Here is a 23,563-nt window from a genome sequence, read left to right on the forward strand (position 1 = left end):
GTCGCCCGGGTTTCGCATGAGCGAGCGGAGGGTGAACGGCGTCACCGCAGTATCACGGATCAACTCTTTGGGGCGAGTCATTCCCACCCGAATGAGTGTGTGAGGGCGGTTTGAACCCCAAATCCCCAGCCGTCGGCCCCATCCGCCAAAGATCTCCATTCCTGTCCACAGATACGGGGCACAGCCTGTGGACAAGATGCGGTTCTCTCTCTTCCCTGTGGACAAGTCGGCTGCTCAGGCCGTGGACCCGGTTCGACGATGTGCCCCATTTCAGGGAATGGAGGCGTTTTTATTGACCTCCGCGGACTGTTCGGATCCAGCCACACGGCAACAGTTTTCCATTCTCCGCAATTGGGACATAGCGACACGCAGCGTGATATCGGTGTGATCCGAGGAAGCCCCGACCGGTAGCCTGGAGGGGTGATTGACCTTCGGCTGCTCCGTGAAGACCCTGACCGTGTCCGCGCCTCGCAGCGCGCCCGTGGAGAGGACGTCGGCCTCGTCGACTCCCTGCTCTCCGCAGACGAGCGCCGCCGGTCCGCGGGTGTGCGCTTCGACGAGCTGCGCAACGAGCAGAAGTCCCTCGGCAAGCTGATCCCCAAGGCCACTCCGGACGAGCGCGCCGAGCTGCTGAAGAAGGCCGAGCAGCTCAAGGCCGACGTGAAGGCCGCCGAGGCCGAGCAGAACGAGGCGGACGAGACCGCCCGTGCCCTGCTGCTGCAGCTCGGCAACATCGTCCACCCGGACGTGCCGGTCGGCGGCGAGGACGACTTCGCCGTCCTGGAGACCCACGGCACCATCCGCGACTTCGCCGCCGAGGGCTTCGAGCCCAAGGACCACCTGGAGCTCGGCGAGGCCCTGGGCGCCATCGACGTCGAGCGCGGCGCGAAGGTCTCGGGCTCGCGCTTCTACTACCTGACGGGCGTGGGCGCCCTGCTCGAGCTGGCGCTGGTCAACGCGGCCATCGCGCAGGCCACCGCGGCCGGCTTCATCCCGATGCTCACCCCGGCCCTGGTGCGCCCGCGCGCCATGGAGGGCACGGGCTTCCTCGGCCAGGCCGCGGAGAACGTGTACCACCTGGAGAAGGACGACTTCTACCTGGTCGGCACCTCCGAGGTCCCGCTCGCCGCGTACCACATGGACGAGATCATCGAGGCCGACAAGCTGCCGCTGCGGTACGCCGGCTTCTCGCCGTGCTTCCGCCGCGAGGCCGGCACGTACGGCAAGGACACCCGCGGCATCTTCCGCGTCCACCAATTCGACAAGGTGGAGATGTTCTCCTATGTCGCGCCGGAGGAGGCGCAGGCCGAGCACCAGCGCCTGCTCGACTGGGAGAAGCAGTGGCTGAACTCCCTGGAGCTGCCGTTCCAGGTGATCGACGTCGCCACCGGTGACCTGGGCTCCTCGGCCTCCCGCAAGTTCGACTGCGAGGCGTGGATCCCCACCCAGGGCAAGTACCGCGAGCTGACCTCCGCCTCCAACTGCGACGGCTTCCAGGCCCGCCGCCTGTCGGTCCGCGTCCGCGAGGGCAAGAAGATCCAGCCGCTGGCCACCCTGAACGGCACGCTGTGCGCCGTCCCGCGCACCATCGTGGCGATCCTGGAGAACCACCAGCAGGCCGACGGGTCCGTACGGGTTCCCGAGGTGCTCCGTCCCTACCTGGGCGGCCGGGAGCTGCTGGAGCCGATCACCAAGTGAGCTTTCCGTACCGCCTGATCGCGACGGATCTCGACGGCACGCTGCTGCGGGCCGACGAGTCGATCTCCGAGCGGACGCGCGAAGCGCTCGCCGCGGCCACCGCGGCGGGCGCCGCGCACATCGTGGTCACCGGCCGTGCCGTGCCCTGGACCCGTCACATCCTGGACGACCTCGGTTACCGGGGGCTGGCGGTGTGCGGGCAGGGCGCGCAGGTCTACCACGCGGGCGAGCACCGGCTGCTCACCTCGCTGACCCTGGACCGGCAGCTCGCCGGACTCGCGCTGGCCAAGATCGAGGCGGAGCTGGGTCCGGTGTTCCTGGCCGCGAGCCGGGACGGTCTCGACGGCGACGTGCTGGTCGGTCCGGGCTACCGGGTCCAGGAGGGGCCGCTGCCGTACGTGTTCCTGCAGGACACGGCGGAGGTGTGGGCGGCCCCGCTCACCAAGCTCTACATCCAGCACCCCGAGCTGGACGACGACACCCTGGCCACGAAGGCGAGGGAGGTCGTCGGGGCGCTGGTCGACGTGGTCGTGGCCGGTCCGAACATAGTGGAGATACTGCCGCTGGGACTGAGCAAGGCCACGGGCCTTTCGCTGGCCGCACGCCGGCTGGGTGTGAAGAAGACCGAGACCATCGCCTTTGGGGACATGCCGAACGACATCCCCATGTTCGGCTGGGCGTCCCACGGTGTGGCCATGGCCAACGCCCACCGTGATCTGAAGGCCGTCGCCGACGAGGTGACGACCTCCAACGAGGAGGACGGCATCGCGGTGGTGCTGGAGCGCCTGCTGGGCGCCGCCTGACCGAGAACGCGGGAGGTCCGGATCAGCCCGCGCCGTGAGGCGCGCTCGAAGCGGCTGACCCGGACCTTTTGTTGCTCCCCGCGAGATCCACTGTGCCCGGGTGGACGGTCCCGGACCAGCGAATTTCCCCGCATCAGCCCAGTGCCCGGCGGCGGCGCGCGTAGGCCACGGTGAGGATGCCCAGCAGCGGACCCCACAGCAGCATGGGCGCATAGGTCAGCGCGAAGACCCAGCCGAAGAACCCGGTGGGCGCGTCGGGGTTCGCGCTGTTGGTGTCGTTCCACACCCACGCCCCCAGGAGCGTGATGCCGGTGACCGCGAGGGTGCCGAGCACGGCGGGGACCAGGGCCACCACGGGATGGATCCGGCGGCCGCCCAGTCCGGGCACCCGACGGGGTACCCGCTCGCCCCAGCGCTGGACCAGGCCGAGGCTCAGCAGGCCCGCGGCTTCCTGGAGGGCACACACGAAGAGCAGCACGAGCGATGCCGGGCCCGGGTAATACGAGTGGTGCAGGTCGCTGCCCGGCCCCCAGCCCATGGGAACGCCCAGCGCGATCAGCAGCCGCCACACGCAGCTGGGCAGCACGGTCAGGGAGGCGAGCCTGGCGATCCGGTGGAGCCGGGGAGAGACACCGGGCGCGATGTCCGTGGCTCGTGCGGCGGCGATCGTGGTCATCGGCCAGGTCCTTGTCCCGAGGCGGTGGTTGACGGCTCCAAGCCTCGTTCGGGCGCCGCACCGGAACCATCCGCCGATGGGCGGGTCCCGGGCTCCGCCGCTCTGCCGATCGGCAGATGGCCGGGCCCGGCCGCCGCTCGTAGGGTCGGTCGGGTGATCTCGATACCGCGCGCCGTGTACGCGCCTTCGCTGGCCCTGGGGTCCGCCGTGCTGCTGGTCGCCTGCGTGCTGGGGGCGCCTTCCCGGTGGACACTGCTGGGCGTGCTGGTACTGCTCCCCCTCCAGGCGCTCGCGGCCCGCTGGGCGCCGAGGCCGTGGGCCTGGGCCGCCTGCGTCCTGGGCGGGGTGGCGTCGGCGTACTGGCCGGTGTCGCTGATCGGGGACGCGGGGTGGCCCGAGCTGTCCGGAGCGGCCCTGTTCTGGGCGCTGCCGGCGGCGGGAGCGGCCGGGGCGGGTGCGTACCTGCGGCGTCAGGCGGGGCGGGCCCGGCGGGCGGTGCGGGAGGCCCGGCGCGAGCAGCAGCTCGAACTCGCCCGTGATCTGCACGACTTCGTCGCCCATGACGTGAGCGCGATCGTGGTCCAGGCGCAGGCGGCGCGGTTCCTGGCGGAGCAGGACCCGGCGCCGGCGCTGGCAGCCCTGGAACGGATCGAGGCGGCGGGCCTCAACGCACTGGCCACGATGGACCGGACGGTGCACGCCCTGCGGGTGGCGGGCGGCGGCCCGACCGCCCCCACCCCGGGGCTGGCCGAACTCCGGGTGCTGGTGGGGCGGTTCGAGGGCGGAGTACTGGAGGCCGATCCGGAGGTGCTGGCCGGCCTGTCGCGGGAGGCGGACACCACCGCCTACCGGGTGGCGGTGGAGGCGCTGACGAACGTACGGCGGCACGCGCCCGGAGCGGCCGTGGTGACGGTGGCGGTGCGGCGGGCCGGGGGCGGCATCGAGCTGAGCGTGGCCAACGCTCAGGGGACCCGGGGCAGTCGGGGCCGGTGGGCGCGGCGGTGGGGCGGCGGCACCGGGCTGGAGGGCCTGCGGGGCCGGGTGGAGGCGGTGGAGGGCACGCTGACGGCGGGCCCGGTTCCGGGGGGCGGCTGGCTGGTCCGTGCGGTTTTCCCGGCGGCGACCGGCCTCCAGAGGTGATCATGGCCGGGTGACGACGCGCATTCTGATAGCCGACGACCAGGCGGACGTCCGCAGCGGATTCCGGCTGATCCTCGATTCGCAGCCGGACATGACGGTGGTGGGGGAGGCGGAGGACGGGGAGCGCGCGGTGGCGCTGGCCCGGGAGCTCCGGCCGGACGTGGTGCTGGCCGACATCCGGATGCCGAAGCTCGACGGGCTGGAGGTGACCCGGCTGCTGGCCCCGGCCACCCGGGTCGTCGTGGTGACCACCTTCGACCAGGACGATTACGTGCGCACGGCGCTGCGGAACGGGGCGTGCGGATTCCTGCTGAAGCGGTCGGGGCCCACCCTGCTGATCGAGGGCGTGCGGGCCGCCGTGCAGGGGGACACGCTGATCAGTCCGCAGATCACGGTGCGGCTGCTGAGTTCCCTGGCCGAGCGGCCCGCGACCGGGCCGGCGCCGGCGCCGGCGGCCACCGCTCACCCGCTGACCGGGCGCGAGCTGGAGATCGTACGGCTGGTGGCGCGCGGGCTGACGAACGCGGAGATCGGCGCGGAGCTGTTCATCAGTGCGGGCACGGCCAAGACGCACATCGCCAACGTGCAGGCGAAGTTGGGCGTGCGGAACCGGGTGGGGATCGCCTCGTGGGCGTGGGAGCACGGGGTGGTGCGGTCAGAGGGGTGACGGTGCCGATGTTTCACGTGAAACACCGCGTTTCACGTGAAACACCGCGCTCGGGAATCAGCGGTCCGCATGAGGGGCCAGGCGAGCAGGCCCACGGACAGGGCGATGGCGTGCCCGAGGTCGGTGAAGGTGCCGCCGGTGACCAGCGGAACGCCGAAGAAGGCGACCACGCCGATGAGGTAGGGCCACCGCCAGGGGTGTGGGAGGCGGTAGGTGAGCACCCCGGCGGACGCGGCGAGACCGTAGCTGACCCCGATGTCGACCACGTGGACCATGCTGCGCGGTACCCGGTGGTGTTCGATGGCCGCCAGCACCAGCCGCTGGCTGATCAGGGTGGCGACCACATGGGCAGTCGCGACGATCGCGAGCCATCGCGCGGTGCCCAGCCGGCGCTCCACGGGCGCGTGGAAGAGCTCGAAGAGGACGGCGTACAGGGCGAGGGAGGCCGGGGTCTCGATCCAGAACGCACTGCCGATCAGTGCCCGGACGGGGTACCGGACGAGCTGGTGCAGGTTGCTGCTGTTGCGGTGCAGCAGCAGCTGGTCGATGCGGTCGGGGGCGATGGCCACGACCAGGCTGGTGACGGCGATGACCAGCAGCCAGAGGTGCGTACCGGGCGAGGAGCGGATCCAGGACCGGATCGGCCTGGAGGGCTCCGGACCGGTGGGCGACCTCATGGTCCGATCATGACGCGTGAAGCGGTGCCCCGCCCGGAGTGTGATCCGGGCGGGGCACCGCTTCGCACTGCTTCAGCCGGTGGAACGGCGGGGCTACTCCTCGCCGGCGAGCGTGAGGCGGCGCAGCTTCTGTCCGGCGTAGGCGGTGGCTCCGACGGTGACGGCCGCGAGCAGGATCGAGGCCGTGGGGAGGCCGACGGCCGAGTCCACGTAGCCCGGTCCGGCGACCTTCTCGGCCAGGGACAGCGCCCACTGCTGGACGCTGAGGGTCTTGGCGCCGTCGACCAGGCTGCCGAAGAGGGACTCCCAGATCAGGGCGTAGACCAGGCCGAAGACGACGGCGTGCCGGCTGATGGTGCCCAGCAGCAGGAACAGGGCGCTGTACGCGACGGACGCCACGAGGGCGGCGACGGTGTAGGCCACGGCGATCTGCTGGCCGTTCCCGTTGAGGATGAAGCCGGCGATCAGGGTGGGGACGGCGGAGAAGACCATGGTCACGGCGATCGCGACGATCAGCTTGGTCATGATGATCGTCGGGCGCTTCACCGGCTTGGCGAGCAGGTAGACGATCGAGCCGTCGTCGATCTCGGGGCCGATGGCCCCGGTGCCCGCGATGACCCCGATCAGCGGGACCATGGTGGCCAGGGCGAACCCGCCGAGCAGGTCGGCGGCGACCTTGTCGTCCGCTCCGGTGAAGGCGCGCACGGCGACGGCGATGACCACGAGCAGGGCGGGCAGCGCGAAGAGGATCAGCGCGCGGCGGCGGCCGAGGAGGGCCCGGTAGGTGAGCCGGGCGACGGTGGGGTTGTACATCGGTGCCAGCTCCTTCTATGCCGCTACGAGGTAGGAGAAGACCGACTCGAGGGACTCGTCGGACGGGGACACCGTCAGCAGCCGGATGCCGTGTTCGCGGGCGATGCGGGGCAGCAGTTCGGTGAACCGTCCGAAGTCGACGGCCTGGACGCGCAGGGCGCCTTCCTTGTGGTCGACCTCGATGCCGGCGGTGGACGGGTCGGCGATGAGGGCCGCGGCGAGGGCCCGGTCGTCGGAGGAGCGGATCAGGTAGCGGTGCGGACGGTCGGTCATCAGCCGGCGGATCTTGCGGAAGTCGCCGGAAGCGGCGTGCCGGCCGGCGACGATCACCTCGATGTGGGAGGCGAGCTGCTCGACCTCCTCCAGGATGTGCGAGGAGAACAGCACGGTGCGGCCCTCGGCGCCCATCCGCCGCAGCAGGTCCATCAGCTGCATGCGCTGCCGTGGGTCCATGCCGTTGAACGGCTCGTCCAGCAGGAGCACGGACGGGTCGTGGACGAGGGCCGAGGCCATCTTCACGCGCTGGCGCATGCCCTTGGAGTACGTGGCGATCTTGCGGTCCTGGGCGTACTCCATCTCGACGGTGGCCAGCGCCCGGCGGGCGGCGGCGTCGTCGAGTCCGTGGAGTTCGGCGTTGGCGACGACGAACTCGCGGCCGGTGAGGAAGTCGTACATCGCCTCGCGCTCGGGCACGACGCCGATGTGCTGGTAGACGCTCTCGTTCTGCCAGATCGGGGTGCCGTCGAGGGTGACGGTGCCGGTCGAGGGGGCCAGGAAGCCGCCCATCATGTTGATGAGGGTGGACTTGCCGGCGCCGTTGGGGCCGAGGAGGCCGGTCACGCCGGGGCCGATGCGCATGGTCACGTCGTTGACGGCGACGACGTTCCCGAACCAGCGGGAGGTGTGGTCGATATCGATGATGGTCATGGGCGCGGCCCATCCTTCAGAAGGGTGGTGGTGGGCGACGGGTGGGAGGTCACAGCCCGGCCTTCCGGTAGCGGGCCATCAGCGCGGCGTAGGAGCCGGCGATGAGGGCGAGGATCACCAGCAGATAGACGAAGCCCGTGCCGGCCGAGGGGCCGTCACCGCCGGGGAAGGCGGAGGTGGCGCCGAGGAAGGCGGTCTGGAAGCCGTCGATCAGGGTGATCGGTGAGAACAGGCCCATCCACTCGATGGCCCCGGTGTTGCCGGTCTCCAGGGCCACCGCCTGGATGGTGGAGACGGCGCCGTAGGGGATGAGCAGCAGCGCGATGACGGCGGCGACGCCGAAGCCGCGGCGCGGGGTGAGCGCGGCCATCACCAGGCCGAGGCCCGCGAACAGTACGGAGAGCACCAGTACCGACACCAGTCCCTGCCCGAATCCCTTTGTCTGGTCACCGAAGTCGAACTTGGCCAGCAGCGAGCCGATGTACATGATCAGCAGCGGTGTGGCGGTGAGGACGAACAGGGCGCTGGCCATCGCGGCGTACTTGGCGAGGACGTAGTCCACGCGTTCGATGGGCCGCGAGAAGTACAGCGGCACGGTCTTGAAGCGCAGGTCCCGGGAGACCGTCTGCGGGGCCTGGGAGGCCAGGTAGAGCCCGATGACGACCTGGGTGGTCAGCGCGTACGTCGTGTACTTGATCGGCAGGTCGGTGGAGCCGGGGACGGCGATGGCCACCGCGACGATGATCAGCGCGGGGACGCACATCACCGCGAAGAGCAGCATCGGCAGGACCTTGGACTTGGCGGAGCGCCCCAGTCCGTAGGCACCGCGCAGGGACTGCGAGTAGAGGGACGTGCGGGCGTACGCGCGGCCGAGGCGGGGGCCCTCGTAGGAGCGGTAGCCGATGTTGTGGATCTGGGTGGAGCTGTCAGCGGCCATCGGAACCGGCTCCCTTCTGTGCGGGGTCGCGGAAGACCTCGGCGATGTGGTGGCGGCGCTGCTCCATGCGGACCAGGCCCAGGCCCAGTGCGGCGACGGTGTCGCGCACGATGTCGTACGTCTGCTCCCCGGTGGCCTCGATCAGGAGGATGTGGCCGGCACCGGGCAGGCCCTGCTCCTCGCCCGCGTGGGGCGCGACGCCCGCCCGGGTCAGCGCCTCGCGCAGGGCGGCGGTGCCGTCGGGGTGGGTGTCGGAGTCGGTGACCTCGACCGCCAGGGTGGTGGTGATCTGCGTGAAGTCGCTGGTGGAGCTGGACCGCAGCAGCTTGCCGCCGTCGACGACGACCACGTGGTCGCAGGTCCGCTCCAGCTCGCCGAGGAGGTGCGAGGTGACCAGGACGGAGATGCCGAAGTCGGTGTGGACGCGGCGGATCAGGCCCAGCATCTCGTCGCGGCCGACCGGGTCCAGTCCGTTGGTGGGCTCGTCGAGGAGCACCAGCTGGGGGTCGTGGACCAGGGCCTGGGCGAGCTTGACGCGCTGTTTCATGCCGGTGGAGTAGCCGCCGATGGGGCGGTAGCGCTCCTCGTAGAGCCCGACGTGGCGCAGGGTGTCGGCGGTCCGTTCGCGGGCGGCGGTCGGCGGCAGGCCGGACATGCGGGCCATGTGCACGACGAACTCGGTGGCCGAGACGTCGGGCGGCAGGCAGTCGTGTTCGGGCATGTAACCGACGCGTTCCCGGATGGCGCTGCCATGGGTGGCGACGTCGAGTCCGAGTACGGCGGCACGGCCCTCGGTGGCGGGGGACAGTCCCAGCAGGATCTTGATCAGCGTGGACTTGCCGGCTCCGTTGGCGCCCACGAGTCCGGTCACGCCGGGCCCGATGTCCAGGGAGAGCCGGTCGAGGGCGGTCACTCGGGGGTACCGCTTGCTCAGGCTTTCGGTCGCGATGACAGTCACGGCTCCGACGGTAGTGGTCCGGCCGGTTCCGGGCGTCAGACCTGGAGCGGGACCCCGTCTCCGCCTTCAGGACTACGTGCCCTTACGGGAGTCTGATGCGGGGTGGCTCCGGAGAGCTGTCCTGCGGTCCGGAGCGGCGCGGGTCCGTGCACACCCCTTGACGTGATCTCCAGGCATTGTCACATTCATCAGTGTCAACTTACGGGCGCGTACGGCTATGGGACGGACGGCGGTCATGGCAGGGGACGATCTTCGCGGGTTCAGGGAAGTGCAGCGGCTCGCCTACGCGTGCGCCGAGGCGGTGGCGGCGCAGCTGAAGGCCGGGGTCACCGAGCGGGAGGCCGCGCGGATGCAGCGCGACTGGCTGCGCGAGCGGGGGGTGCGGGACTGGTTCCACCTGCCGTTCGCCTGGTTCGGGGACCGCACGGCGTTCACGGACTTCCGGATACCGCTCCAGTTCTTCCCCACCAACCGGCGGCTGGAGCCGGGCATGCCGTTCATCCTGGACGCGGCCCCGATCCTGAACGGGTACGCGGCGGACATCGGGTACTCGGGCAGCCTGGGGCTCAACCCGGTGCAGGACCGGCTGATGGACGACCTGCGGGCCCACCGGGAGCTGATCCTCGACGGGGTCCGCGAGCGGCGGACGCTGCGCGAGATCTACGAGGACGTCGACCGGCTGATGGTCCGGCAGGGGTACGCGAACCGGCACCGGGCCTATCCGTTCGGGGTGATCGCGCACAAGGTGGGGCGGGTCAGGGAGCGCCGCTGGTCGCCGACGGCCTTCGGATTCGGCACCCAGTCGCTGAAGGGACTGGCGAGCGACGTCCTGCACGGGCACCGTGAAGGCTGGTCCCCGCTGTGGAGTCCCTACCGGTTCTCCGACCATCCGCCGCAGCCCGGCCTGTGGGCGGTGGAGCCCCACCTGGGGTTCCGGGGCACCGGCGCGAAGTTCGAGGAGATCCTGGTCGTCACCGACTCGAAGGATCCCGAGGAGAGCGCGTTCTGGCTGGACGACGATCTGCCGCACGTGCGGCGCTGGGCCGAGACCGAGGAGAAGGTGGCATGAGCGGGACGGGGCGTGCGGGGGCACGCGAGCGCCGGGTGAGCACGGGCGGGATCGAGCTGAGCGTCGTCGAGCTCGGTGACCCGGACCGGCCGACCGTGGTGCTGGTGCACGGCTACCCGGACAGCAAGGAGGTCTGGTCGGAGGTCGCCGAGCGGCTGGTGGAGCACTTCCACGTGGTGCTCTACGACGTCCGGGGGCACGGCCGGTCGACGGCCCCGCGGCCGCTGCGCGGCGGGTTCACCCTGGAGAAGCTCACCGACGACTTCCTGGCCGTCGCGGACGCCGTCAGCCCGGACCGGCCGGTGCACCTGGTGGGGCACGACTGGGGGTCCGTGCAGGGCTGGGAGTTCGCCACGGTCAAGCGCACCGAGGGACGGATCGCCTCGTTCACCACGATCTCCGGTCCCTCGCTGGACCACTTCGGGCACTGGATCAAGAAGCGGCTGGCCCGGCCCACTCCGCGCCGGGCGGCACAGCTGCTCGGACAGGGCGCCAAGTCCTGGTACGTGTACATGCTGCACACCCCGGTCCTGCCGGAGCTGGCCTGGCGGGGACCGCTCGGCAAGCGCTGGCCGAAGCTCCTCGAGCGGACCGAGGGGGTCCCGTCCGGGAGCTACCCGACGGCTTCGCTTCCCTCGGACGCGGCACACGGCGCCTGGCTCTACCGGGACAACGTCCGGGCCCGGATGCGCCGGCCCCGCCCGGACGCGTACGCCCACGTACCGGTCCAGCTGATCACCCCGACCGGGGACGCGTTCCTCTCCGAGCGGCTCTACGACGAGCTGGAGCTGTGGGCACCGGACCTGGTGCGCCGTACCCTGCCGGCCAAGCACTGGGTGCCGCGGACCCGGCCCGACCAGCTGGCCGCGTGGATCACCGAGTTCGTCATGGCGCGGGAGGACGCCCCCGGCCCGGCTCCGGAGCAGCGGGCCCCCGGCCGGTACGCCGACCGGTTCGCGGGCCAGCTGGTGCTGGTGACCGGCGCCGCCAGCGGTATCGGCCGCGCCACCGCCTTCGCGTTCGCCGAGGCCGGTGCCCGGGTGGTGGCCGTCGACCGGGACGGCGAAGGGGCCGCCCGGACGGCCGACATGGCCCGGCTGGTCGGGGCGCCCGCGGCCTGGGGCGAGTGCGTGGACGTCAGCGACGAACAGGCGATGGAGAAGCTGGCGGCGAAGGTCGCCGCCGAGTACGGGATCGTGGACGTCCTGGTCAACAATGCCGGGATCGGGCTGTCCGGGAGCTTCCTCGACACCAGCTCCGAGGACTGGAGGAAGGTCCTGGACGTCAACCTGTGGGGGGTCATCCACGGCTGCCGGATCTTCGGCCGCCAGATGGCCGACCGCGGCCAGGGCGGGCACATCGTCAACACCGCCTCGGCGGCCGCCTATCTGCCCAGCAGGACGCTGCCGGCCTACTCGACCTCGAAGGCGGCGGTGCTGATGCTGTCCGAGTGCCTGCGGGCGGAGCTGGCCTCCAAGTCGATCGGGGTGTCGGCGATCTGCCCCGGCATCATCAATACCGGCATCACCTCCACGGCGCGGTTCGCCGGGGTGGACGAGGCGGAGGAGAAGCGCCGGCAGCAGCGTTCGGCGCGGCTGTACGGACTGCGCAACTTCCCGCCGGAGAAGGTGGCCGACGCGATCATCGACGCGGTGGTCCACAACCGCGCGGTGGTTCCCGTGACCCCCGAGTCCAAGGGTGCGCTGTTCATGTCGAGGTACACCCCCCGGCTGCTGCGCCGGCTGGCCAGGGTGGAGCCGAAGCTTTGAGCCGGCACCCGGCCGGCGCGCACCTGCCGGTTCCGGTCCGGAGAGGGGACCGCACGGCCATACCCCGCTCCATCCGGCCGCCGTACCATCCCTCGCAGGCCATGTCGTAGGGAGCCGGGATTGTCCGAACAGGTGGTAGCCGAGTACCGGATCGAGGATCTGGCGCACCACAGTGGTGCGACGGTCCGCACCATCCGTGCGTACCAGGACCGCGGGCTGCTGCCGAAGCCGGAGCGGCGGGGCCGTTCCAACGTGTACCGGGACACGCACCTGGCGCGGCTGCGGCAGATCGCCGATCTCCTGGACCGCGGCTACACCCTGGCCTCCATCAAGGAGCTCCTGGAGGCCTGGGACGCCGGGCGCGGTCTGGGCGGGGTGCTGGGCCTGGTGGCCGAGGTGCACGGGCCGTGGACGGACGAGGAGGCGGCCCGGATCTCCCGGGACGAGCTGAACGAGCGGTTCGGCGGAGTTCCGGACGAGCGGGCGGTGGACGACGCGTGCGAGCTGGGGGTCCTGGAGCGGGTCCCCGGGTCCCCGGAGGAGTTCCTGGTGCCCTCACCGCAGGAACTGGCGGTGGCCGCCGAGCTGTATGCGGCGGGGGTGCCGCTGCCCGCGATCACGGGGCATCTGCGGGAGCTGCGGGGGCAGGTGGAGCACATCGCCTCGCGGTTCCTGGAGTTCACCACGGAGCACGTGTTCGCCCGGTACCTGGGCCAGGTTCCGCCGTCGGACGCGGATGCCGCGGAGGCGGCGACGCTGGTGCGCCGGCTGCGGCCGCTGGCGCAGCAGACGGTCGACGCGGAGCTGGCTCGGGCGATGCGGCTGTTCGCGACGCGCCATCTGCAGCGGCATCTGGGTGCGGCGGGTCCGCCGCACCCGGCCGGGCCGGCCCCGGTGGCGCTGCCCGCCGAGACGGTGCGGGCGGTCGCCGAGCTGGTCGGACCCGAGCATGTGGCGGCGTTCGTCCGGGCCGCGACCGAGCGGGAGCTCCAGGCCAGGACGATGAACGATCTGGCGCGGCGGGGAGGCGGCTGACGCCGCGGCCCTCATCCACAGGGCGGATCACTCGTTTGGGCTCATTTCCCGCCGAATCGGCTGTGGACAACTCACCCAAGCTGTGGACGGCTCAACTAACCGTCTCGTAAACCTGGTTGAGCCCGGTCTTCTTCACGCGGTCCGTGGCGCCGGGGCGGCGGCCGTAGAGAACGGTGGCGAGGACCAGACCGAGGACTCCGCCGAGCAGCTGCGCGACCACGAAGCCGGGCAGGGACTCGGGGGCGATGCCGGTGAACGAGTCGGTGAAGGCACGGCCGACGGTGGCGGACGGGTTCGCGAAGGAGCCCGAGGAGGTGAACCAGATCGCGGCCGCGATGTAGAGGGCGACGGCGGCGGGGATGAACCGGGCGCGGCCGATCCGGTCCAGGCCCTGGATGAGGAGGACCAGGCCGGCGGTGGCGACGATCTCGCCGATCAGCAGGTGCCCGCCGTCGCGGACCTGGGTGGCGAGCGCGCCGGGGGTGCGGCCGAACATGGTCTCGGCGACCACGGCGCCGCCGATCGCGCCCGCGGTCTGGGCGGCGGTGTAGAGCAGGGCTTCGAGGCCACTGAGGCCGCTCTGGTCACCGGTGCGCCGGGCCCACCACGAGGTGAGGGTGACCACCGGGTTGAAGTGGGCTCCGGAGAGCGGGCCTATCAGGGTGATGAGCAGGCCGAGCCCGATCGCGGAGGCGGCGGAGTTGGCGACCAGCGACACGGCGTTGTCGGCGCTCAGGGCGTCCGCCTGGATGCCGGATCCGATGATCACGACGAGGAGGGCCGCGGTTCCGATCAATTCGGCGGCCACCCGGCGCGCGAGTGAGGCTGGGGCTGAGGTCATGGGGTCTCCCTGAGGGCAGGCGCGCGCAGACGTCGGTCAGAGTTCGGACCGACGCCGCATAGCATGTTTACGGAAAATGTATTCCGTATCTTGGAAGCGCGATAGAGGGGGCCCCGCCCGCCCGAGGGGTGAAAATCCCTGCCCGGACCACCTCCGACCAGGCACTCTGTGGCCATGGACGAGAAACGCACTGTGAAAGTATCCAAATACGTCTCGAAACATTTGCGGCATCAGCCGGAACGCATCGGACTGGTGCTCGACCCCCAGGGCTGGGTGGAAATCGACGATCTTCTGCGCGCCGCCGGGAACCACGGTTTCCACTTCACCCGCGCGGAACTCGACCATGTCGTCGCCGCGAACGACAAGCAGCGTTTCGCGGTCGAAGGCACCCGGATCCGCGCCAATCAGGGCCACACCGTGACCGGGGTGGACCTCGGTCTCCCGGAAGCCGAACCGCCCGCGTTCCTGTACCACGGCACCGTGCCCGCCTCACTGGACGCCATCCGCGCCGAGGGGCTTCGCCCCATGCGCCGCCACCACGTGCACCTCTCCCCCGACCGGGAGACCGCCACCCGGGTCGGCGCCCGCCGTGGCCGGCCCGTCGTCCTGGTCGTCGACGCCGCCGCCATGCACGCCGCGGGACACGTCTTCCGGGTCAGTGCCAACGGGGTGTGGCTGGTGGACGCGGTGCCCCCGGAGTTCCTCCGCCTGCCCGGGCAGCGCCGCTGAACCGCCGTCGCGGCAGCGGGCGTCCGGCACCACCGGATCCCTCCGGCACGACCGGAATTACGGAAGAGATTGTCGGACCCTCCCCCTAACCTGATCAGCACGATCTGTGAGGGGGGGTCCTCGCGGTCGCCCACCCGCCGTGCGCACCACGAGGTGACATCTCATGACGTCCGCGAACAACTTCCAGGTCGACCTGCGCGGTCTGGTCGACCTTCTCTCCCACCACCTCTATTCCAGTCCCCGGGTCTACGTACGCGAGCTGCTGCAGAACGCGGTGGACGCCGTCACCGCGCGGCGCATCCACGAACCGGACGCCGAGATCCGCATCCGGCTGACCGCCTCCGGAGGCCAGGTCTCCATCGAGGACAACGGCATCGGCCTGACCGCCGACGAGGCCCACTCCCTGCTCGCCACCATCGGCCGCAGCTCCAAGCGCGGCGCCGGTTCCGCCGGGGACATGAGCGGCCTGGAGACCACCCGGCAGGAATTCCTCGGCCAGTTCGGCATCGGTCTGCTGGCCTGCTTCGTCGTCGCCCGCCGGATCCGCGTCGTCACCCGCTCCGCGCGCGACCCGAAGGCCGTGCCCGTCGAATGGCTCGCCACCGACGACGGTTCGTACACCGTGCGCGAACTCCCCGACGAGGCCCGCCCCGAGCCCGGCACCACCGTCCACCTGCAGGCCCGTCCCGGCGCCGACGAGTGGACCGTTCCCACCAGGGTCGAGCAGCTCGCCCGCGACTTCGGCGCACTGCTGCCCTACGAGATCACCTTCGAGGACGGCACCGGCGCCGAGCCCCGCGTGATCACCGACAGGCCGGCGGTCTGGGACCGCGAGTTCCCCACCCCCACCGCCCGCCGCGTCGCCCTCGCCGGGCACTGCGCCCGGCAGTTCGGCTTCACCCCGCTCGACACCATCGACCTGGACCTGCCCGTCGCCGGAGTGCGCGGAGTGGCGTACGTCCTGCCCGAGCCGACCAGCCCCGCGCACCGCGCCGGACACCGGGTCCACCTCAAGGGCATGCTCCTCACCGACCAGGCCGACAACCTCCTGCCGGACTGGGCCTTCTTCGTCCGCGCCGTACTGGACACGGACACCCTCAGGCCCACCGCCTCCCGGGAGAACCTGTACGACGACGAGACCCTCGCCGCCGTACGGGAGGCCCTGGGCGGCCGCATCCGCGGCTGGCTCGCCGAACTCGCCGCGACCGAACCCGAACGGCTCGCCGCCTTCCTGAACGTGCATCACCTCGGGGTGAAGTCGCTGGCCCGGCACGACGCCGAACTGCTCGGCCTGATGCTGCCCTGGCTGCCGTTCGAGACCAGTGACGGCTCGATGAGCCTGGAGGAGTTCGCCGCCGCGCACAGCGACATCCACTTCACCCGCACCGTCGAGGAGTTCCGCCAGATCGCCCCGATCGCAGCCGCCCACGGCCTGGGCGTGATCAACGCGGGCTACACCTACGACGCCGACCTGCTGGCCCTGCTGCCCGCCGTGCGGCCCGGCATCAAGGTCACCGAGCTGGACGCCGGAGCGGTCACGGACCGGCTCGACCCGGTGCCGACCTCGGCCGAGCTGGCCCTCGCCCCCTTCCTGGCCACCGCCCGCACCCGGCTGGAGGCCCAGAGCTGCGACGTGGTGCTGCGCGCCTTCCAGCCGGTGTCCGTACCGGCCCTCTACCTCGACGACCGGCAGGCCCGCCAGGAGCGGGACCGCGCGACCGCGGAGGAGAACGCCGACTCCCTGTGGTCCGGCATCCTCGGCGCGCTCCGCGGATCGGGCCCGCGCGCCCGGCTCGTCCTCAACCACAACAACCCGATGGTTCGCCGGATCTCCGGCCTCCCCGACGAGGCCCTCACCGCCACAGCGGTCGAATCCCTCTACGGGCAGGCCCTGCTGATGTCCCAGCGGCCGCTTCGGCCGGCCGACACCACCCTGCTCAACCGGGCCTTCCTCGGGCTCCTGGAATGGGCGACCCACAGCAACGGCCCCGCCGGGAAGCAGGAGGAGCAGCAGTGAGCGGCACCATGACCCCCGAAGAGGTGAGCCGGCAGCTGGCCGAGAACCGGCGCGCACCCAACGGCGCGGCGCGCAACGCACACGCCGAGGCACTCAGCGCCGCCGCCGAGGCCACCGGGGACAAGGCCCTGCTCCGCCGGGCCCTGGACAACCAGATCGAGGCGTACGAGTTCACCTCCGAACGGCCCAAGATCCTGGTCCCCTTCGCCCGGCTGCTCCAGGAGTACGACCGGGACCCCTCTGCATTCGGCCCGAACGAGACGCACTCGCTGTTCTGGCAGTTCAAATGGGTGGCCACGGCCATCGCCTGTTCCCCCGAGATCTCCCTGGAGTCCGGGGCCGGCTGGCTGGCCGAGATGGAGCGCCGCTACCGGATCGCCGGCTACAGCGACCGCCCGGTCCGGGAGGCCGAGCTGTTCCTCGCCGAGGCCATGGCCGACGACGCCCGCGCCCAGCGCGCCGCCGAGGCGTTCATGGCCGCCGAGCGCGACACCATGAGCGACTGCCACGCCTGCGAACTGAACACCCAGGGCTGGTTCTGGTCCCATCAGGGCGACCACGCCAAGGCCGTCGAGGTCTGGAAGCCTGTTCTGGAGGGCGACCGCTCCTGCGCGGAGGAGCCGCACCGGACACTGGCCCGCTCGCTCCTGCCCCTCGTCCGCCTGGGCCGGCTCGACGAGGCCCGCACCCACCACCTGCGGGGCTACCGCATGGCCCGGGGCAACGAGAGCCTGCTCCGCTCCGTCGGACAGCACATCGAGTTCTGCGCGCTGACCGGCAACGAGTCGCGCGGGCTGGAGATCCTCGCCGAGCACTCGGCGCAGCTGCGCCCGCTGGCCGACCTGGACGCACGGCTGACCTTCTACGGCGGCGTGCTCGTGCTGCTGCGCCGGCTGACCGGACTCGGCTTCGGCGACAGCCCGGCCGTCCCGTTCGAGGGGGTCCCGCACACGGTCCGGGAGCTGCACGACCTCCTCCACGCCGATGCGCTGGACATCGCGCACCGCTTCGACGCGCGCAACGGCAACGCCCGTGTCTCGGAGCGCTTCGAGCAGCGGATCGCCCAGGGCCCGCTGCTGGAGGCACTTCCGCTGGGCGTGCGCAGCGGCCCGCTGCCGGAGGCCGCTCCGGCGACCACAGCCGCCGCCGGCTCCGCCTCCGCCGTCGGGGTCAGAGGCGATGTTTCACGTGGAACGACGGGCGCTGAAGCGTCCGCAGCGTTCGCCGAGCTGGTGGCCGCTGCGCGGGCAGCCCGCGCCCAGGGCCACCCGGCCGCCGATCTGCGATGGGCGGCGGTGCTCTCCCGGTCGGCCGAGGAGACCGTGGACGCGCTGCTGGCCGCCGATCTGCTGGAGTACCGGGGCGTGCTCGCGGCCCGGACCGGCGATCCGGCGGCCGCCGCACTGATCGCGGAGGCCAGGGACGCGTACCGGGCCGTCGCCGGGCAGGAGGACCGGGCGGTGCTCTCGGAGCTCCGCCTGGCCTCGGCGGCCGTGCAGTCCGGCGCCGGACCCGAGGAGGTCCGGGAGCGTCTGGCGGTGGCCGCCCGGTCGGCCGGGGCGCTGGCCGCGGAGGACCCGCTGCGGGCCCGCCGGGTGGCCTCGGTCGAGCTGACCCGCATCCAGGTCGAGGCGTACCTGCGGGCGGAACAGGGCAGCGCGGACGGCACGGACGAGGCCGACGGCGCGGACGAGGCCGGCGGGGCGGACGGCCGGCTGTTCGCGGACCTGTCCGCGTTCGTGTCCGCCGTGGACGGGAGCTCCGACGCGCAGGTCGCGGACCTGCTCTCCGATGCCGAGGAGGCACTGGCCCGGCTGGCCCTGGCCGAGGGGGACCCCGAACGGGCAGACGCACTGCTGGCCTCGGCGGCGGAGCGGGTCACCGGCACCGGCCGGCCCTGGCTGGCGGTGGATCCCCTGGCCACGCGGGCCGGGGTCCTGATGTCGCTGGGCCGTCCCGAGGAGGCGGTGGAGGCCGCCCGGGCCGCCCTGGCGCATGCGGCGGAACTGCCGGAGGCCGAGCGGCAGGGCGCCGTACGGCTGAACCTGGCCGACGTACTGCTGCGGACCGGGGACGCGGAGGAGGCGGCCCGGCAGGCCCTGGAGGCGGCGCACTGGTTCGACCAGGCGGGGCTCTCGGGCATCAGTGGCGGCGGGGCGAAGGCCCGGCTGCTGCTGACCCACGCGTACGCACGGCAGGAGCGCACCGCGGAGGCCGCGGAGGTGCTCCAGTCCGCCCTGCCGGACCTGCTGGAGCACGGGGAGCACCAGGCGGTGCACGCGCGCCAGTTCCTCGGGGAGCTCTTGGGCGAGCTGCGCGACGCACGGGCGTCGGCCGAGCAGTTCCTGCTGGCCGCCGAGACGGCGAAGGGCTGGGAGGACACCCGTCCGCAGGCGGGGCTGGCCCATTCGGCGGCCGAAGCCCTGGCCGCCGCCGGGCTGGTGACAGACTCCGTCGCCGCCTACGAGCGGGCGCTGGAGCTGCACCGGGCGACGGGGGACAACCCGGTGGCGGTGGTGCGGATCCTGCGGTCCCTGGCCTGGCTGTACCTGCGCGAGGGCACGGTGAACGCGACGGTGGCCCGGGCCCGGGCCCGGATGGAAGAGGCGGCCGCGCTCCTGGAGGGCGCCACCGAGCCGCAGCTGCGCTACGAGACCGCGCAGACCTGGCAGCAGCTCGCGCAGGTCCTCGACCAGCGGGTGGACGCGTTCGAGGACGCCGACGCCTACCCCTGCGACGATGACGATGACGATGACTCCGCCGAGGCCGAGAGGAAGTACAGGAGCGGTCCCGCCGAACCACTGACCGAGACCGGGATACGGGACCTGCGGGACGAGGCCGTCCGGCTCTGGGACCGGGCCGCCGGGATCTACGCCGGGCTCGGCCCGGAGCACGTCCAGCAGCGCTACCAGTGCGTGCACGCGGCTGCCTGGACGGCATCCCGGCTCGGCCTCGCGCGGGAGGGCGCCGACCGTCTGGACGCGCTGGCCGCCGACATCCGAGGCCTGCCGGAGGGCTCGGCGCCGGACTGGCTGCTGTCCCATGTGGAGGAGACCGCGAAGGCGCTCCTGGACTGACCGGAGGACCGATCCGCTCGCGGCACCCCGTACCGGCGCCAGGTGCGGGGTGCCGGGTGCGGGGTGCCGGGTGCGCCGGGCTTCGTGCCGTGTGCCCCGGCCGGTTCAGCCCAGCTGGTTCACCGCTTCGGTGGCGATGCGCTCGAACACGGCCTCGTCGGCCGCGAACTGGGAGTCCGGGATCGGGGAGTGGATCACGATCTCGGTGAAGCCGAGGTCGCGGTGCCGGCCGGCGAAGTCCACGAAGGCGTCCACCGAGTCGAGCACCGAGTTCTGCTCCGGCGTGAACCCGGTCAGCAGGATCTTGTCCAGCTCCGCCACGTCCCGGCCGATGTCCGCGCACGCCTTGCCCAGCTTCTCCAGCTGCCCGCGGATCGCCGCCACCGACTGCTCCGGCGTGCCGTCCTCGTACAGCTTCGGGTCGCCCGTGGTCACCCACGCCTGACCGTGCGCGGCGGCCAGCTTCAGCCCGCGCGGCCCGGTCGCGGCCACCGCGAACGGCAGCCGGGGCCGCTGCACGCAGCCGGGGATGTTCCGGGCCTCCTCGGCCGCGTAGAAGCGGCCCCGCTCGGTGACCGTGCCCTCTGTCAGCAGCCGGTCCAGCAGCGGCACGAACTCCGCGAAGTGGTCGGCCCGCTCGCGCGGGGTCCACGGCTCCTGGCCGAGCGTCGTCGCGTCGTAGCCGTTGCCGCCCGCTCCGATGCCCAGCGTGATCCGCCCGCCGGAAACGTCGTCCAGCGAGATCAGCTCCTTGGCCAGGGTGACCGGGTGCCGGAAGTTCGGCGAGGTGACCAGGGTGCCCAGGCGCAGCCGCTCGGTGACGGCGGCCGCCGCGGTCAGGGTCGGCAGCGCACCGAACCACGGCCCGTCGCGGAAGCTCCGCCAGGCGAGGTGGTCATAGCTGTAGGCGGTGTGGAAGCCGAGCCGCTCGGCGCGCAGCCACTGGTCCCGCCCTCCCTCGTGCCACCGACGTACCGGGAGGATCACCGTGCTCAGACGCAGACTCATGTCACCGAGCCTACGGCGGCCCGCACCCCTTCCGGCGCGGACGGCATCGGCGAAGATGGTCATGTGACCTCGGCTTCCCAGCGCCCGGACGGGCCCGCACGCACGTCCGCGCCCTCACCCGTGACCCGGCTCATCGCCACTGACCTCGACGGAACGCTGCTGCGTGACGACAAGTCCGTCTCGGAACGGACCGTCGCCGCGCTCGCCGCAGCAGAGCAGGCCGGCATCGAAGTGTTCTTCGTCACCGGCCGGCCCGCCCGCTGGATGGGCGTGGTCAGCGATCACGTCCACGGCCACGGCCTCGCCATCTGCGCGAACGGCGCCGCGGTCGTGGACCTGCACGACGACGCCCGGATCATCGAGGTCCGGCCGCTGGCCCGGACGGCCGCGCTCTCGGTGGTGCGCGCACTGCGGGAGGCCGCGCCCGGCACCTCCTTCGCGGTCGAGATGACCACCGGGATCCACTACGAGCCGGACTACCCGCCGTTCTTCCAGGACCCGGGCGCCACCGTGGCCACCGCCGAGAAGCTGCTGCGCGAGGAGCCCGGCACGCCGGCGGCCCCGGTCCTCAAGCTGCTCGCCCACCACGCCGAGCTGTCCCCCGACGCGTTCCTGGAGCTGGCCCGGTCCGTGGCCGGCGGGTACGCCTCGATCACCCGGTCCAGCCCCACCGCCCTTCTGGAGGTCAGCGGGCCGGGAGTGTCCAAGGCCAGCACCCTGGCGATGTGCTGCGCGGAGCGCGGGATCTCCCCCGAGGAGGTGGTGGCGTTCGGCGACATGCCCAACGACGTCGAGATGCTGACCTGGGCGGGCACCTCGTACGCCATGGGCAACGCGCACCCCGACGTGATCACGGCTGCCTCCGGCCGGACCGTGGCGAACAACGAGGACGGTGTCGCGGTGGTCATCGAGCGCATCCTCGCCGAGCACGCACAACGGCAGGACGCACAGCCGCAGTAGTGCCGGGCGCGAAACAGTGCCGGGCGGGGCGAGACACGACCTAGAGCGGCGCCTCCCACACCAGGGCGGTGCCGCCGCCGTCCTCGCCGAGCCCCGGCCCGTACCAGCTGGAGCCGCCCAGCGACTCGGCGCGCCGCCGCAGGTTGCGCAGGCCGCTGCGGCGGCCGCCCTCCTGGATGCCCACGCCGTCGTCGGCGACCTCCAGCCGCACCGCGGGCCGCCCGTCCGCCAGCGTGCCGGTGCAGTCCAGCACCACCTCGATGCGGGAGGCCCCGGCGTGCCGGAAGGCGTTGGACAGGGCCTCGCGCAGCGCCGCGATCAGGTTCTTGCCGACGAGTTCCCCGACCACCGCGTCGACCGGCCCCAGGAACCGGTGGGAGGGTTTGAACCCCAGCGGTACGGCCGCCATGTTGATCTCGCGCAGCACCCGGGTGCGGAACCCGGACGGCGCCTCCGCCGGTCCCTGCTGCAGCGCGAAGATCGCCGTGCGGATCTCCTGGATGGTGACGTCCAGCTCGTCCACGGCCTTGCCGACCCCGTCCCGCACCTCCGGCACGACCGACCGGCGCTGCGCGCCCTCCAGCATCATCCCGGTGGCGAACAGCCGCTGGATCACCAGGTCGTGCAGGTCGCGCGCGATCCGGTCGCGGTCCTCGAAGACCGCCAGCCGCTCCCGGTCGCGCTGTGCCTCCGCCATCATCAGCGCGAGCGCCGCCTGCGCCGCGAACTGGGTGGCCAGGGTCCGCTCGGCCTCGGTGAACGGCCGCTGCCCCCGGGCGCGGGGGGTCACCAGCGCGCCCAGCACCCGGCCACCGCTGTGCAGCGGAAGCAACATGCACGGCCCGTACTCGACGACCAGCCGGGTGATCATGCGCGGGTCCGTGGACGCGTCGTCCGCGAACACCGGCTCGCCCGCCAGCAGCTTCCGCACCACCGGGCTCTCGGCCGGGACCACGATCCCCAGCGAGGACGAGGGGTCGTCGGCGGACACCGCGACGATCTCCATCCCGCCCTCGCCGGCCGGCAGCATCACGATGCCGGCGGCCGAGTCGGCCAGCCGGCGGGCCTGTTCGGCCACCACCACCAGTGCGTCGTCGGCGTCACCGCCCGACAGCAGGGCGGTGGTGACGGCGACCGAGCCGTCGATCCAGCGCTCCCGCTGGGTGGCGGCCTCGTAGAGCCGGGCGTTGCCGATGGCGATGCCCGCCTCGGTGGCCAGCACCCGGACCATGTGCAGGTCGTAGTCGTTGAACCCGGCGCCGCCCCGCTTCTCGGACAGGTAGAGGTTGCCGAAGATCTCGCCCTGCACCCGGATCGGCACGCCCAGGAAGGTCTTCATCGGCGGGTGGTGGGCCGGGAAGCCGGCCGAGCGGGGGTCCGCGGTGAGGTCGGCGAGGACCACCGGGTCGGGATGCCGGATCAGCGCCCCCAGCAGCCCGCGCTTTCCGTCCGGGCGGTGCCCGATCAGACGGGCCTGCTCAGGGCTGATGCCGTGGGTGACGAAGTCGGACAGCCCGCGGCCCTCGGTGTCGACCACCCCGATCGCCGCGTAGCGGGCGTCCGCGAGCTCGGCCGCGGTCTCGCAGATGCGGTCCAGGGTGGAGTGCAGTTCCAGGCCCGTGCCGACCGACCGCATCGCCTCCAGCAACTGCGGCACGCGGGCGGTGAGCTCGGTGGACAGCCCCTGCAGACTGCGGGTGGCCCGGGTGGCGGCCTCCAGCGGGTCGGCGGACTCCTGTGGCTCCTGCACTGACATGACCTT

General features: G+C 72.1%; 20 protein-coding genes. 11 read left to right on the plus strand and 9 right to left on the minus strand.

The window, feature by feature from the left end:
• Positions 1-420 precede the first annotated feature (420 nt).
• The gene (serS, locus tag ACGFQ9_RS07490) at positions 421-1,698 is read left to right on the plus strand and encodes a serine--tRNA ligase (RefSeq protein ID WP_393572175.1); all 1,278 of its coding nucleotides are present in this window, start codon (positions 421-423) and stop codon (positions 1,696-1,698) included.
• Entirely contained in the window at positions 1,695-2,501 is an 807-nt protein-coding gene (locus tag ACGFQ9_RS07495) for an HAD family hydrolase (protein ID WP_393572177.1), read from the plus strand. Before serS ends, ACGFQ9_RS07495 begins: the two co-directional genes overlap by 4 nt.
• A 133-nt stretch (positions 2,502-2,634) precedes the next feature.
• Here ACGFQ9_RS07495 and ACGFQ9_RS07500 read toward each other — a convergent pair whose 3' ends face one another.
• Positions 2,635-3,177 carry a hypothetical protein gene (locus ACGFQ9_RS07500; RefSeq protein ID WP_393572179.1) on the minus strand — a complete coding sequence of 181 codons (543 nt, stop codon included), beginning with the start codon at positions 3,175-3,177 and terminating at the stop codon, positions 2,635-2,637.
• Between the two features lie 153 nt (positions 3,178-3,330).
• Here ACGFQ9_RS07500 and ACGFQ9_RS07505 point away from each other — a divergent pair, with 153 nt between their 5' ends.
• Both ACGFQ9_RS07505 and ACGFQ9_RS07510 read left to right on the plus strand, forming a co-directional pair.
• A complete protein-coding gene (locus ACGFQ9_RS07505) occupies positions 3,331-4,317 on the plus strand; it encodes a sensor histidine kinase (protein ID WP_393572181.1) in 987 nt (328 codons plus the stop codon).
• Positions 4,318-4,327: 10 nt separating this feature from the next.
• The gene (locus ACGFQ9_RS07510) at positions 4,328-4,984 is read left to right on the plus strand and encodes a response regulator (RefSeq protein WP_393572183.1); all 657 of its coding nucleotides are present in this window, start codon (positions 4,328-4,330) and stop codon (positions 4,982-4,984) included.
• A gap of 32 nt (positions 4,985-5,016) precedes the next feature.
• Here the strand turns inward: ACGFQ9_RS07510 and ACGFQ9_RS07515 are convergent, their stop codons facing one another.
• The 5 genes from ACGFQ9_RS07515 to ACGFQ9_RS07535 all read right to left on the minus strand — a co-directional run bounded on the left by ACGFQ9_RS07515 (position 5,017) and on the right by ACGFQ9_RS07535 (position 9,296).
• On the minus strand, positions 5,017-5,661 hold the full coding sequence (locus tag ACGFQ9_RS07515) for a rhomboid-like protein (protein WP_393572185.1): 645 nt from the start codon (positions 5,659-5,661) through the stop codon (positions 5,017-5,019).
• Positions 5,662-5,754: 93 nt separating this feature from the next.
• Positions 5,755-6,474 (minus strand): ABC transporter permease, encoded by a 720-nt coding sequence (locus tag ACGFQ9_RS07520; protein WP_393572187.1) that lies wholly within the window; start codon positions 6,472-6,474, stop codon positions 5,755-5,757.
• 15 nt (positions 6,475-6,489) lie between these two features.
• Positions 6,490-7,401, minus strand: a complete 912-nt coding sequence (locus ACGFQ9_RS07525; protein ID WP_393572189.1) for an ABC transporter ATP-binding protein — start codon at positions 7,399-7,401, stop codon at positions 6,490-6,492.
• A 49-nt stretch (positions 7,402-7,450) separates the two neighbouring features.
• On the minus strand, positions 7,451-8,338 hold the full coding sequence (locus ACGFQ9_RS07530; RefSeq protein ID WP_393572191.1) for an ABC transporter permease subunit: 888 nt from the start codon (positions 8,336-8,338) through the stop codon (positions 7,451-7,453).
• The gene (locus tag ACGFQ9_RS07535) at positions 8,328-9,296 is read right to left on the minus strand and encodes an ABC transporter ATP-binding protein (RefSeq protein ID WP_393572193.1); all 969 of its coding nucleotides are present in this window, start codon (positions 9,294-9,296) and stop codon (positions 8,328-8,330) included. The genes ACGFQ9_RS07530 and ACGFQ9_RS07535 overlap by 11 nt, the downstream gene beginning before the upstream one ends.
• A gap of 235 nt (positions 9,297-9,531) precedes the next feature.
• Between ACGFQ9_RS07535 and ACGFQ9_RS07540 the strand changes: the two genes are divergently transcribed.
• The 3 genes from ACGFQ9_RS07540 to ACGFQ9_RS07550 all read left to right on the plus strand — a co-directional run bounded on the left by ACGFQ9_RS07540 (position 9,532) and on the right by ACGFQ9_RS07550 (position 13,169).
• Positions 9,532-10,365 (plus strand): M24 family metallopeptidase, encoded by an 834-nt coding sequence (locus ACGFQ9_RS07540; RefSeq protein WP_393572195.1) that lies wholly within the window; start codon positions 9,532-9,534, stop codon positions 10,363-10,365.
• Positions 10,362-12,134 (plus strand): SDR family oxidoreductase, encoded by a 1,773-nt coding sequence (locus ACGFQ9_RS07545; RefSeq protein ID WP_393572197.1) that lies wholly within the window; start codon positions 10,362-10,364, stop codon positions 12,132-12,134. Before ACGFQ9_RS07540 ends, ACGFQ9_RS07545 begins: the two co-directional genes overlap by 4 nt.
• Before the next feature lie 120 nt (positions 12,135-12,254).
• A complete protein-coding gene (locus ACGFQ9_RS07550; protein ID WP_393572199.1) occupies positions 12,255-13,169 on the plus strand; it encodes a MerR family transcriptional regulator in 915 nt (304 codons plus the stop codon).
• 91 nt (positions 13,170-13,260) lie between these two features.
• On the opposite strand, the gene ACGFQ9_RS07555 is transcribed toward ACGFQ9_RS07550, so the two are convergent.
• Positions 13,261-14,010, minus strand: coding sequence for an aquaporin (locus ACGFQ9_RS07555; protein ID WP_393572201.1), 750 nt, complete (start codon positions 14,008-14,010; stop codon positions 13,261-13,263).
• Positions 14,011-14,184: 174 nt separating this feature from the next.
• Between ACGFQ9_RS07555 and ACGFQ9_RS07560 the strand changes: the two genes are divergently transcribed.
• The 3 genes from ACGFQ9_RS07560 to ACGFQ9_RS07570 all read left to right on the plus strand — a co-directional run bounded on the left by ACGFQ9_RS07560 (position 14,185) and on the right by ACGFQ9_RS07570 (position 19,833).
• Positions 14,185-14,739 carry an RNA 2'-phosphotransferase gene (locus tag ACGFQ9_RS07560; protein WP_393572203.1) on the plus strand — a complete coding sequence of 185 codons (555 nt, stop codon included), beginning with the start codon at positions 14,185-14,187 and terminating at the stop codon, positions 14,737-14,739.
• Between the two features lie 163 nt (positions 14,740-14,902).
• Positions 14,903-16,756, plus strand: a complete 1,854-nt coding sequence (locus ACGFQ9_RS07565; protein WP_393572205.1) for an HSP90 family protein — start codon at positions 14,903-14,905, stop codon at positions 16,754-16,756.
• Positions 16,753-19,833, plus strand: a complete 3,081-nt coding sequence (locus ACGFQ9_RS07570) for a tetratricopeptide repeat protein (RefSeq protein ID WP_393572207.1) — start codon at positions 16,753-16,755, stop codon at positions 19,831-19,833. The genes ACGFQ9_RS07565 and ACGFQ9_RS07570 overlap by 4 nt, the downstream gene beginning before the upstream one ends.
• 105 nt (positions 19,834-19,938) lie before the next feature.
• Here ACGFQ9_RS07570 and ACGFQ9_RS07575 read toward each other — a convergent pair whose 3' ends face one another.
• Complete coding sequence (locus tag ACGFQ9_RS07575) at positions 19,939-20,841, minus strand: LLM class flavin-dependent oxidoreductase (RefSeq protein ID WP_393572209.1); 903 nt, start codon at positions 20,839-20,841, stop codon at positions 19,939-19,941.
• A gap of 63 nt (positions 20,842-20,904) precedes the next feature.
• Between ACGFQ9_RS07575 and ACGFQ9_RS07580 the strand changes: the two genes are divergently transcribed.
• Entirely contained in the window at positions 20,905-21,801 is an 897-nt protein-coding gene (locus ACGFQ9_RS07580; protein WP_393572211.1) for a Cof-type HAD-IIB family hydrolase, read from the plus strand.
• Positions 21,802-21,841: 40 nt separating this feature from the next.
• On the opposite strand, the gene ACGFQ9_RS07585 is transcribed toward ACGFQ9_RS07580, so the two are convergent.
• Positions 21,842-23,557: a GAF domain-containing protein gene (locus ACGFQ9_RS07585; protein ID WP_393572213.1), complete on the minus strand. Its 1,716-nt coding sequence runs from the start codon at positions 23,555-23,557 to the stop codon at positions 21,842-21,844.
• Positions 23,558-23,563: the final 6 nt, after the last annotated feature.

It is taken from the genome of Streptomyces sp. NPDC048603 (assembly GCF_043199475.1).
Taxonomy (GTDB): Bacteria; Actinomycetota; Actinomycetes; order Streptomycetales; family Streptomycetaceae; genus Streptomyces.